The organism is Paenibacillus contaminans (genome assembly GCF_003285015.1).
Classification (GTDB): domain Bacteria; phylum Bacillota; class Bacilli; order Paenibacillales; family NBRC-103111; genus Paenibacillus_V; species Paenibacillus_V contaminans.
The window spans coordinates 23044-35337 of the sequence record NZ_QMFB01000038.1 but is presented as its reverse complement, the minus strand read 5'-3'; the positions used below and the strand labels follow the sequence as shown (position 1 = coordinate 35337).

Genomic DNA, 12294 nt, shown 5'->3' with positions numbered 1-12294 from the left:
TTTTCATAGATTTCATTCGATTGAAGAATCTATCCGAGTCTTCTCGGTACCGTCTGCTTCTCCAACCCCCGCATGACGCGGCAGCCTCACGCAATTGGAGCGCAATATCGCCGCGAAGCTGCCGTCCTTCAACCGTATGCCGTAATCCATGCAATAAACGCAATCGGATTTCATCCCGCCGACAAAGCCGTGGTTGCTTCCCCCCGCAAGCTCGACATCCCACCAGTCGTTCGCATTGCCGCCCGGGAACGATATTTCGTTGACGTCATAAATGCGCAGCACCTTCGGCACTTGCTCCCATTTGCGGTTGCAATACCGTTCGACCATCCGCTTGCGTTCATCGGTAATGTCCCAATAGGCGTAAAGCGTCGTCCAATCTCTCGGCAAGAGCTCCAGCCTGTCGTTTTCATAGTTTTCAAAACAAAAATCGCTTTCCTCGAAGGTCCGCTGTTCCTTCTCTGCCTGCATGACCGGCTGTATCGCGCCGCACGTACCGGCCCGATCCCCCGCCTCCTGCCCTCCCGGCGCGGTTTGCTCCATACGGCGATTACGCCTATCCTCCATCGCGTTCCCCCCGATATGTAGTTGTATGTATTCCACTCGAACAACCCTGCTTGGGACGTTCCCCTTTGCCTTCGATGCATGCTTGTAAGGTACAGGTGAATTCAGTATATGCCCGCTCATTTACGAATTATGTCTCGATAAAGCTATGAAAACGTTTGTTATTTCTGTAAAACATTAAACCGTGAGTCGAACGTGCATAAACGAAATCAAACGCAGTAAAGCAAAAATGCATAAGACCGGATCGCGAGAAAAACGACGAAAAACAAAAACCGGCCAAGCGAAATTCGCTTGCCGGCAACATTGGCGGCTTCCATTCAGATTTCCAAACGATCGCGGCGAATGTTCGTGCTTTAGGAGCGCAAGAACATGACGGGCCGCAAATTGATCTTTCACTCAAGCATCAATCTCCGGCGTTCGCACCGGCTTGGGCGCGTTCCAAAGCCTCGGCCGCCAAAATATACATCGCGCTGCTCCAGCCAAGCGGCGTATTCGGATTCGGCTCCGCCGTCCCGGCGAAAAACAGTTCAGGCAGCACCCCGGGCTCGACCATAGCCCGTTCCGTTTGCCTTACGTAGTCCATCGCCTTATTCCGGTCGCCGAGCTCCAGCCAGCAAAGCGCCAGCCACGGCAAACCGAACGTCCACTCCGCCTCCGAGCCCTTGTAGAACGCCTGATCGTGACCGCGGCCGTGCTCTTCTTCAAGAACGCTGTAATAGCTGTCTCCGCTATAACGTATGACTCCCCGTTCGCGGAGCAGCTGCTCCTCCACTTGGCGGACGATCGCTTCTCCCCGTTCCCCCGTCAGCAGCCGGTAAGGATAAACGAGGCTCAGCTGCGCCAAATCCGCCGGCTTGGATTCGCTTTCCCGCGGATACAGCGTTCTGAGCGCTTCCCGCCCAAGGTCGATCAGCCGCTGCGGCACCTGCACGAGACGCTGCACGGCATCAAGCCCCGCCACGCAAGCTCCGATCGATGACGAATGAAGCTCGCGCCCTTCCTCCCACATGCCGTTATCCGGATCGCGCCAATATTCGATGCGTTCCAAATATCGGATCAGCTTGCCGACAAGCTCCAGATCTTTTACGCTCCGAATGACCTGCCTTCCCTTCGACTCGCCCGTTCCGATACCGAACAGAATCGCTCCGATCATGTCGTGCTGCACATGACCCCACGGCTCCGAATGAATTTCCCGCACGTCGCTGGACGAGTAACGAGCGTGCAGGTACTCCCATTCGTAAACCGGCTTCTGTCCTACGATCAGATCGAGCTTCCATTCATAATCCGTCAACAGATCCAGTATGCGGTGAAACGCTTTCTCGAACGTTCCGTCCGCCTTATCCAAATATGGCAGCGACATGTACACGCTATCCCGAAGCCAGACATAGCGGTAATGATCCGACGTGCTCGCCAGGTACAGACCGTGAGGCAACCTCAAACGATCCAGCACCTTATAGCTCTCCCGTATCATAAGGGCAACCCTCCTGCGCTTGTATGATTCCCGGCACGGCGCCTTCTACATCATGTGCAGGAACAGGCGGATTCGTCCCTAATTTATACAAAAAATAAATACTTTTTCGTTATCCCGCTTCGCATTCGACATAATTCGACAAAACAAGGCGATAAGCTTTCCGGAGGAAAGCTGCTTCGGATGCATGCGCGTACCGGAGGCCTGCAAGATTCGATGTCACATGCCCCTCCGTTCTTCTTCCCAATCAACAGGTGGCTTTTTTACAATCTCGTTAAACAACAAAAAGGCTGCTGGAAAAACGGAACGCTGTGACAACATGCGCTCCCTCCCCGCGACCGTGACTCCAGACATGCATATGAAATCGGCTTGAATACGCCAAACGGTTGATTTCATGAATAATCCATGCATTCGCCTATGTGTTGCAGTCAGCATCAAGTTAAACCGCGGAAAGGGGTGCGTGCTTCCATTTGCGCTTTCAGCGCGACAACGACAGCTTGTCCAAGACGGCCAAAGCCCTAAAGGAGTCAGCCGGATTCCGGCATCGTTTCTTCGACGGTGGTCATCATAAAGGAGTTCCAGGCATCGTGCGAGGAGGGGAGCATGCCAAGCTGGGGTTTCACTTTCCGGATTTGATTGTTTAGCCATTCGCCTTGCGGGTCGCTCACCGTATAAGGCTCGCTTACGCCGCGCGCGTCGTCCCAAGCGCATTCCACGCCTTGACCTCCCGCGTCTCCCCGATACATTTTGCAGCCGCTGCAAAACGTCTTCCTATGCTTCGCATCCAGCGAAACGACCTTGTTGCGCAAACAGCAGTATACGCGTCCGTTTTCATCCGCCATGTTTATATGATTGATCATGGTCATCCCGTTCATCTCCTCGTTCCCAATACTCTGTTCAACAGGTAATATAAAGTATATGAGCGAAACGTTAAAAAGAGGCTCGAAATTTGTAAACGGGAAATATTTTTTTTGTAACGACTTTTTATAGAAAGCCGAAAGGTGGATTTCAGACGTGAATAACCGAACGCGAAGGCTCGCCATATTGGCATCGGCCGGCTTGCTGCTTGCGGCTTTCTACCTTTATCGGGGAGCGGATGATCCTGCGCCGCAAGCGCCTTCCGAACCGAGCGGGCAGACGCAGCAGCAGCCGGGCGAAGGAAAAACGCAACAACAAAAAGCCGCCCCCATCGCCAAGGAGGCGAAAACGGGAGCGGCGATCACCGCGGAAGAAGAGCAAAACGGCATGTACAAGAAGCTGGTGCTCGAAGTAAACGGCGTGCAAAAGCCCTTCGACTGGTCGAATGTGACAAGTCCGAGCTACTTGCCTGAGATGTACGCTTTGGATATGAACAAGGACGGCAAAGATGAACTGCTGGTCGTACTGACTACCGGGCACGGCACAGGCGTACGCGAAAGCCGGGTGCATGTGCTCGACCCGGAAGCGTTGACGGAAACGGCCGTCGACAATCCGCTGGAAACGATCCGCAAGCATATGAAAACCGCCGTGACGGACGACGGTATCGACATCGCTATCGGCGCGGGCAGCAGCTCGGTCCGGCTCGATCGGCAAGCCTTTACTTCGGAACCGGCCAATTGGTTCGACGAGCTCGGATTCGGAAGCATCGTCCGCTATGAAATCCGGAATAACGAGCTCGTCGCTGAGCTTCCTGCACAGCTTTCCCCCGCCGATTTTATCGGAGAAGCTACGCTGACCTACTCATACCGGAACGGCCGCTACTCCCCTTATCGTTTGGAATTTACGGGGGGCAGCGCCTCCATGATGCTGCCGGTGGACTAATCGCCCTGCCCGTTCGCTTGCAGCCGGTCGGCTTCATAAGCCGCTCCCTGCTCCTCCACTTTGGCGAATTGCGTATGATACAGCTTGGCATATAATCCTTCTTTGGCCAGGAGCTCGGCATGCGTTCCCTGCTCGGCGATACGGCCGTTTTCCAGCGTTATGATGCTGTCGGCCGCAAGCACTGTCGACAGCCGGTGCGCGATGACGATCGTCGTTCTCCCCTGCATCAGCTCCTCTAACGCCGTTTGCACGTATGCCTCCGATTCGGAATCGAGATGGGAGGTCGCTTCGTCGAGCACGAGCACGCGAGGATTGCGCAGAATCGCCCGTGCGATCGCGAGACGCTGACGCTCTCCTCCCGACAATCGATGGCCGCGTTCTCCGACCATCGTATCGTAGCCTTCCGGCAAGCCGGCAATAAGGTCATGGATGTAAGCCTTGCGGCACGCATCCTCGATTTCCCCGTCGGTCGCATCCTCTTTGGCGAATCTCATATTCTCGCGAATCGTCTCATGGAACAGAAACGATTCCTGCGTAACGAACGCCACCTGCTCGCGAAGCGACTGCAGCGTTACTTGCCGCAGATCGTGGCCGTCCATCTCGACAGCCCCGTCCGTCGGATCATGCAATCTGGCCATCATGCCGATCAGCGTCGATTTGCCCGCGCCGCTCGGACCGACTAACGCCATGAGCTGACCGGGTCTCACCGAGAACGAAATGTTCTCAAGAGCGGTCTGTCCCGGCTTGTATTCGAAGGATACGCCGCGGTATGCGATATGGCCGGTTAAAGGCGGAAGCGGCTTCGCATCTGGCGCATCGACGATATCCGATTTCATATCCATATATTCATAGATTCGTTGAAACACGCCAAGCGCCGTCGATACCTCCACGTGCAAATTCAGCAGCGTCGAGGTCGGCCCGTAAAGTCTGCCCACATACGCCGTGAAAGCGATAATGTCGCCGATCGACATGCTGCCGTCCATAACGCCTATGCCGCCGTACAAATAAATGATCGCCGCCCCGGTAGGCGCCAGAACGCCGACCACGAGGCCGAACCAGCGGCCGACGAGATTCAGACGAAGCTCGAGCGCCATCACTTTTTCGTTCAGCTCCGCGAACCGGGCTTCCTGCGCACTCTCTTTGCCGAATATTCGCGTCAGCATCGCCCCGGATACGCCGAACGTTTCTCCAAGCTCGGCCGCCATTTCGGCCCGCACCTTCTGCGTCTCAGCCTGCAATTTTTTGCGGGCGCGCGATACCGAGCGGACCGGAATGACGAACAGCGGCAAAATCACGATGGAGATGAGCGCGAGACGCCAATCGAGCCGGAACAAAATGATCAGCGTAGTCGCCATAATCACCATCTGCGTAATCGCGTTCACGATCGTGCCCGTTACGACTCCCTGTACCGCCTGCACATCCCCGGTCAGCCGCTGAATGACCTCTCCGGAACGGGAATGGGTAAAAAACGACATCGATTGCTTCTGCAAATTGCGAAACAAGCCGCGCCGCAAATCCCGCATGACGCCTTGTCCGACCTTGTTGTTCATATGGTTTTGCCATACGCCCAGCAATCCGCTTATCAGCGGCAGCCCGACCATAAGCCCGATTGCCAGCAGCAGCCGCTCGCGGTCTCCTTGCGGGATGGCGTTATCGACGATGTCGCGCATGACGAGAGGCGGCACAAGCCCGATGACCGCCCCTAGCAAAGCAAGCGCCAGTATGGCCAGCAGCAGCTGCCAATACGACCGGAACAGCCCGAAAATCCGCGTCAGGCTTACATCCTTCAGCTTTGCCTTCGGCCGGTCTCCCGGCGACAGCCCTTTCCTTCCGCCCATTCCTCCGCCTCCGTAACCGCCCCCGCTCATCATGCCCTCTCCACGCATGCCGTCTACCTCCCTCTCTCATCCCAGTCAAACTCTGTATGTGTAGGTGTCGTACTTACCGCTTCATCGACTCCTCCGCAACGGCCAGCGGAAACACGTTCTGCACGGCCTTTACGATATCCCTTGCCATGGTCAGCACCCGGTTAAGCGGGGTACGCTGCAGAACAAATGCAGGGTTCCCCTTATTCTCGCATACGATCGCTGCGATCGACCAATCCCCTACCGGCGGCAGCGGCCTTCCCATCGAACGCCCCGGCTCGATCGGCTCGCGCGCCAAACGGAAATAACCGACGGCTTCCGGCCTGCCGACACAGGCGTCTATTCCCAGCACGACGGCTCCCGCCGGAATGCGCTGAAGCAGCCGCGGCAATCTGTCGGAATCGCATGGCTCTGCCAGCGTACCGATCACATTCGCATATCCCGCTTCCATAAGCAGCGTTCCGGTAAGCGGACCGAGCGAATCGCCCGACGACCGGTCCGTGCCGATGCATACAAACCACAGCCCCGACGTATTCACGCCGTCCTCCGCCATCAGCTTGAAGAACGGGATCAACCCGTGCTCCCGCACAATTTTTTTGCCGCCCAGACAGCTGTTCCGTTCCATCGCCGATTTTCCTCCCGGCATCATATTTTAGGGCAAGATGGAGCAACAACAAACGTTCATGGCCTCTCGGCCGAAGACTATGATGAAAACGTGCCCCGTCCTCACGCATTTTCGTAATAAACGGCTTCGCCGTCCTGAAGCTTTCGAAGAAAGCAACTTCGTAAGCATAAGCTGGGACAAGCGCGTTTACCGTTGAAATATAAGCACTAGCGATCCTCATCATGAGGAAAAGATTACTATTCGTGAGGCAAACTTCACTATTTCAAATCGAAAATCCGTGTTTTGGTGAGGGAATGAGGCAAACGCAACTAGTAGTGAGGCTAACCTCACTATCGCCCCCCGAAAACCCTTGTTCCAGTGCCCTAATGAGGCAAATGCAACTATTCGTGAGGCAAACGAAATTGATAGTTGCGTTTGCCTCACTGTTTGGCGAAAACGATCGTTTCACCTGCGAAATAGTGAGGACAGCCTCATGAACAATAAGGTTTTCTCCACTAATCGCACGGTTCGTGCATAAGCATTACGAGTTCGTGGTTGCTTTCGTAACCTTGATAGCGTACTAAGCTGCAAACGGCTTATGGGCCCAATACTTATAGTATGCTGTCCGACATTTGCTTCACACTTTTAAAAAAACCTCTGCCGCATCGGCTAGGGCAGATGACAGCAGAGGACAAACATGCGATAACGCGAGGGCCGCTATCCATTTTGCACCGAAGCAAACCGCTCAGGCGGTTATCCTCCGGCAAGTACATTCCTTAATGCCGGTGCAAGCGGCATGTGCACGATCACAAGCGGCTGAATGGAAGTTAGCGTCCGAGCAATATCCAGGAGCCTTTTATTTTTTTGATCAGCGCGATAATAATCCAGGGAACGATCAGCAGCATAATCGTCGACGCGATCGCCGACACCTGGTAAGCGATAGAATCGCCCGGGTAAACGAGCCTTACCTTCCAATAGGACAGCAGCGCCGGATGAATCAAATAAATGCCGAACGACGCCGCGCTGAACGAAACGATCCATTTGGCCAATCTTGTATAACCTTCCATCACTTTGCGGCCGATCCAGAGCAAGCTAATGCCCATGAAGATCGCATAGCCGTGGAACACGACCTCGTAAGCGACCGCCCCGAACGAAATATTCGTGCGTATAAGAACGAAAATATTGAACAAGCTGTAACCGAACAGCATGGCCAGTCCGAACACCCACCAAAGATGCCGGCTCGCGCTGCGGAACTTGTCGTAATGCAGCCCGATCCATCCGCCGATGCAAATGACCGCCGCATAGGTCGTAACGAGCGTCCCGCTATGCTCAAAGGGGTTCACCCAGTGATGGTAGGAGTAAACGCCGCCCTGAATGACGATGCCGACCAGCCATAAATAACGGCGGAACCATGCAAAGGCTTTGACCAAAGACATGATAATCGGAAACACAAGATAAAACTGCGCGATAATGACGATAAAATATAAATGATAGCCGACGTCCGCCCATTGCAGCTTTTTGGCGAAATCAAGCCAGTCGATGCTGATCGCCGACAGGTCCCGATTGTTGCCGAGCCACTGATAAAACACATAATAAAAGAACATCCAAATCAAATACGGTACAATCACGTACTGCAGCCGTTTCCGATAAAAATTAAAGGCTTCCCGCCCGTTCCAGCCGGCTTCATAACGGTAAAACATGACGAGCGCGCTGATCATCAAAAACACCGGTACCGCAAAATTGCTCAGCTTGTTGATGAGCAAAAATACGATTTGCGAACGGCTGCCAAATGGGATTTCGACAGTCGCATCCGCAGTCCCGTGTATGAGAAGCACCGCCAAAATTGCGACGGCCCGTACGAAATCGAGCTCTGCAATTCTACCTTTCCCCATCTGTACCTACTCCCCAATATGTAGCGATTGACAAAGCAACTTCTATTGTAACCGTTTTTGCCGTTCAAAAAAAGCCCGAACTTGATTGCCGTCCGAGCTCAACAAACGTGTCGATCTTTTGCGCCGAGCCCAGTGCGAGTCAAATTGCGTTAATGAAAGCGGCGATCGTTCCGTTTACCGCCCGGGCTTGCCCTGCGAGAGCTGCTGCTGCGCCAGCTTGATCATTTCCCTTACCATCGTGCCGCCGATTTTCCCGCCGATCTTGCCCGCCGACTCCGTCGTCAGCTGGCCGTTATCTTCAGCATTAAGCGGTATGCCCATCGAGCGGGCCACCTCGTATTTCACCTGATCGGGCTGATTCGGATCGACCGCATAGCCCTGCTTCTGCATCACGTCCGCCATAAAACGGCGCATGCCTTGCTCCGCCTCCGGAACGAGCAGCCGCCTGCCTCCGCGTCTTCTTGCCATCGCTTTCACCCCCTTTATGGAAAGGTTGCCCTACACGCCGGCGGATATGCATGGACAGCAGGTTTCACGCCGAATGGACAGAAGGCCGGAAGCGGACAGGCAGTCGGGAAAAACCATCATTTTGTGCGGATAGCTTACCTTAGACCATCCCCGCAGCCTTTCAGACGCCAAAACGCTTGAAAAACGTCCCGATCAAGCTATCTTTAGGCCGAATCCGCCATGATTTCGTTTAGACCGGCAGGTATGATGGATTTATGGAAACTGCAGCAATGCAAGCTTACATTTCCCCGAGAGGAGAATGAAAATGAACCGACCGACAGGTGTGGGCATACTTGGATTTGCGCACGGGCATGTCAATTCTTACTGTGAGGAATGGAACAACCCTGAGCACGGCATACGCGTCGTCGCAGGCTGGGATCACGATCCGGACAGACTGCAGAAAGCGGAAAAAGCGTTCGACCTGCAACCCTACTCGGATACGCGGGAATTGCTGGCCCGGGATGATATCCATGCGGTCGTCATCTCGTCGGAGACGTCGATGCATGCGGAATTGGTGGAGCTGGCGGCCACCGCAGGCAAAGCGGTTATTCTGCAAAAGCCGATGGCGCTGACAATGCGGGAAGCGGATCGGATTGTCGATGCGGTAAATAAACATCGCATACCGTTCACAATGGCTTGGCAGATGAGAGTGGATCCGCAAAATATTCAGATGAAGCAATGGATGGAAGACGGCGAGCTTGGCCAAGTATTCTCGGTTCGCCGCAGGCACGGGCTGGCCATGGGACTGCAGCCGACTTTCGCCGATTCATGGCATGTCAAGCCGGAATACAACCGGGATATATGGGCCGACGACGCCTCCCATCCGATCGACCTGCTGCACTACTGGCTTGGCGTACCGGAAAGCGTAACCGCCGAAATCGAATCGCTGTACAACCCCCGCATACCGATGGATAACGGGATCGCCATATTCCGTTACCCGGGCGGTCCGATCGCCGAAGTAAACTGCTCCTTCACATGCAGCGCAGCGGAAAATACGACGGAGATCGTTTGCGAGCGGGGGACGATCGTGCAAAACTACGGCGACGCGACCAGCTGCAACGTCCCCCGTCCGGATGGAAGCCCGGGACTTAAGCGGTACGATGCCGGCACCCTCGCTTGGACGGCAAGCGATATCGCGAGTCCGCCGAATCACGGCTTCCGCATACGCGGGCTGGCCGAGCCGTTAGCCCAATTTTTGCGGGGTGATCGCGGGGCGCTGGCTTCAGCGGAGGAAGGCCGAACATCGCTGCGAATGGTGCTGGCCTGCCATGTTTCAGCGCGGCAGGGACGAAGAGTTAAGCTCAACGATCCGATGATCGACGAATTATAGCCGTCGATTTGAACGACAAGCTATTGAATGGCTTTGTTATCTCATGTGAAACATGTACACTCATAAGTTAAAAAGAAGCTTCCACTCCGCTCTAACCGCGGATTTGAAAGCTTCTTTTTTCTACGACAATCCAGTTTGTATGCTGCTGCAACCCCCATCTCGCCGAAAACCATGTTCTGGGGACATAATGAGACAAAAGTTATTGTTAGTTGGGAGAACCTCACTTTTTCTAACCGAAAACCCGCGCTCTGGTGAGTTAATGAGGAAAACGCAACTATTGGTGAGGTAAACGAAATTGATAGTCGCGTTTGCCTCACTAACGGGCCAGAAGGAGCATTTTACCGGTGGAATAGTGAGGACAGCCTCATGAACAATAAGGTTTTCTCCACTAATAGTACGGTACGTGCATGACCATTACGATATCCGTGTTTGCTTTCGTAACCAAGTCTTCATCAATCCCTAGTATTATACTTGATCTAGTCCATAAAACCGAGCTTCAGGACAAGCCGTTTCAGCATAACCGCTGCTTGAGCGCGGCTCGTTTGCTCCTGCGGCGCGAAATCGGAGTCGGTCATCCCGTTCAGGATTCCCTCGCTCACTGCACGGCGAACGCCGTCCAGCGCCCATGTCCCGATCGCATTCGCGTCGGCGAACTGCTGAAGCGATTGTTCAGCTGAAGCTTTCGCCCCGGCGAAATCGAATGCGCGCATCGCCAGCACCGCCAGCTCTTCGCGGCTGATAACGGCATTCGGACGGAAACTGCCGTCCTCGTAGCCTTCAATCAGCCCGGCGGCCGATGCGGCTGCAACAGCGCCGGCATACCAGTCGGAGGCACGCACGTCGCCGAATGCCTGCTCCCCGCGCTGCTCCGTCAATCCGAGCGCGCGCACGAGCAGCGATGCGAATTCAGCCCGCGTCACCGCTTGCTCCGGCGCGAACGCGTTATCCGCCACGCCTTTCACGAGCAGCTTGGAAGCCAGAAGCTCGATATCGGCTTGCGCCCAGTGGCCTTTCGCGTCGGCGAATGTTTTGTTCAGGCTGACAACGGCGTAAGTGCTGTTTCCGGTCCGCTTCATGATCACGGTAGTCGTTCCGTCCTTCTGTACGAAACGCGCGGGAACAAAGCTCAGCTCGCCCGTTTCCGGATCGATGACGACTGCCGTCGCTTGGCCCGGGACCGTTTTCGGCAATGTCAACGAACGGGTAACATAACGATTGCCGAAATCCGTCAGCTCCAGCTTATTTGAGCCCGCATGCGCCGTAACGCGGAATTCGTACACGTCGCCGACGATCTCTCCGCCGGCAGCTTTAACGACCGCAGCAATCGCATCGGCTTCCGCCCCGGATTTTTTCTCCAGCGTTATCGTTACTTGAACGTCGCCAGCTTCGGCGCCCAGCTGTTTCGCCAGCGCTGCGACGTCAATCAGATCCGCCGGCAGGTGATAACTTGCGGAGCCGGCTTTAACGGTGATGAGTGCGCCCGGCACCGCATTCTCCGCATCGGCCAACGCTTGTGCGGATACGCTCACCAGGGCGACCGAACGGTCGGCTGGCACCTCGACGATAAATTCCGCTGCGCCGTTCCCCTGCTTTTTCAACGCTTCGGCTGCCTGCTTAAGCTGCTCCGCCCCGACGGTTACCTTCGTTGCGGCTTTGCCTGTATCGTCCTTCGTCTCGCTAATCGTCCCTTGTACGATTACGCCAGCTGACGGACTTGGTGTCGGCGTGCTCGGACTCGGCTTCGGTGTAGCCGGACTTGGCGTCGGCGTGCCTGGACTTGGCGTCGGCGTGCCCGGGCTTGGCGTCGGCGTGCCTGGACTTGGCTCCGGCGTGCCTGGACTCGGCGTCGGCGTGCCTGGACTTGGCTCCGGCGTGCCTGGACTCGGCGTCGACGGTTTGACATACGTAAACGATGCGCTTTCCGCCGCGTTTATGCCGTTCCCGCCGATATATACTTTGTAGCTGCCTTCCGCCGCATATTCACTCAGTACAAATTCAATGCGGTAGCTCTTGTCGTTTCCAATTGCGATTTGCTCGATATTGACAATCTCCGACTGCGGCCCGGTCACTTTCGCCGTAAGCTGCGTGACGCCCGCTACCGCTTGACCTTCTATCGTCACCTGACGCGTATCGGCGTTTATCGACGCTCTGACAGCCGCCTCCGCCGATACGGCGAAGGCAATGCTGCATTGGACGACCAGAAGGACGATTACCATCAGTGCTCTTACGGTTTTGGATTTATACATGGCAAGCACTCCCCCGGCCTA

The 12294-nt window shown here is 55.2% G+C and carries 10 protein-coding genes; 2 read left to right on the top strand and 8 right to left on the bottom strand.

Annotated features, from left to right (window positions below):
- Positions 1-12 precede the first annotated feature (12 nt).
- The 3 genes from DQG23_RS36480 to DQG23_RS36465 all read right to left on the bottom strand — a co-directional run bounded on the left by DQG23_RS36480 (position 13) and on the right by DQG23_RS36465 (position 2895).
- On the bottom strand, positions 13-564 hold the full coding sequence (locus tag DQG23_RS36480; RefSeq protein WP_158560887.1) for a DUF4912 domain-containing protein: 552 nt from the start codon (positions 562-564) through the stop codon (positions 13-15).
- A gap of 400 nt (positions 565-964) precedes the next feature.
- On the bottom strand, positions 965-2032 hold the full coding sequence (locus DQG23_RS36475) for a glycoside hydrolase family 15 protein (protein WP_113035976.1): 1068 nt from the start codon (positions 2030-2032) through the stop codon (positions 965-967).
- Between the two features lie 524 nt (positions 2033-2556).
- A complete protein-coding gene (locus tag DQG23_RS36465) occupies positions 2557-2895 on the bottom strand; it encodes a hypothetical protein (RefSeq protein ID WP_238178212.1) in 339 nt (112 codons plus the stop codon).
- 148 nt (positions 2896-3043) lie between these two features.
- Between DQG23_RS36465 and DQG23_RS36460 the strand changes: the two genes are divergently transcribed.
- Positions 3044-3829: a hypothetical protein gene (locus DQG23_RS36460; RefSeq protein WP_146762455.1), complete on the top strand. Its 786-nt coding sequence runs from the start codon at positions 3044-3046 to the stop codon at positions 3827-3829.
- On the opposite strand, the gene DQG23_RS36455 is transcribed toward DQG23_RS36460, so the two are convergent.
- The 4 genes from DQG23_RS36455 to DQG23_RS36440 all read right to left on the bottom strand — a co-directional run bounded on the left by DQG23_RS36455 (position 3826) and on the right by DQG23_RS36440 (position 8658).
- Positions 3826-5715, bottom strand: coding sequence for an ABC transporter ATP-binding protein (locus DQG23_RS36455; protein WP_238178211.1), 1890 nt, complete (start codon positions 5713-5715; stop codon positions 3826-3828). The two genes, DQG23_RS36460 and DQG23_RS36455, sit on opposite strands and share 4 nt — an antisense overlap.
- 55 nt (positions 5716-5770) lie before the next feature.
- Positions 5771-6319 (bottom strand): spore protease YyaC, encoded by a 549-nt coding sequence (gene yyaC, locus DQG23_RS36450; protein ID WP_158560886.1) that lies wholly within the window; start codon positions 6317-6319, stop codon positions 5771-5773.
- Positions 6320-7125: 806 nt separating this feature from the next.
- Positions 7126-8190: an acyltransferase gene (locus DQG23_RS36445; RefSeq protein WP_113035972.1), complete on the bottom strand. Its 1065-nt coding sequence runs from the start codon at positions 8188-8190 to the stop codon at positions 7126-7128.
- Between the two features lie 174 nt (positions 8191-8364).
- Complete coding sequence (locus tag DQG23_RS36440) at positions 8365-8658, bottom strand: small, acid-soluble spore protein, alpha/beta type (protein WP_113035971.1); 294 nt, start codon at positions 8656-8658, stop codon at positions 8365-8367.
- 304 nt (positions 8659-8962) lie between these two features.
- Here DQG23_RS36440 and DQG23_RS36435 point away from each other — a divergent pair, with 304 nt between their 5' ends.
- Positions 8963-10027, top strand: a complete 1065-nt coding sequence (locus tag DQG23_RS36435) for a Gfo/Idh/MocA family protein (RefSeq protein WP_158560885.1) — start codon at positions 8963-8965, stop codon at positions 10025-10027.
- 476 nt (positions 10028-10503) lie between these two features.
- Here the strand turns inward: DQG23_RS36435 and DQG23_RS42410 are convergent, their stop codons facing one another.
- Positions 10504-12273, bottom strand: a complete 1770-nt coding sequence (locus DQG23_RS42410) for an S-layer homology domain-containing protein (protein WP_158560884.1) — start codon at positions 12271-12273, stop codon at positions 10504-10506.
- Positions 12274-12294: the final 21 nt, after the last annotated feature.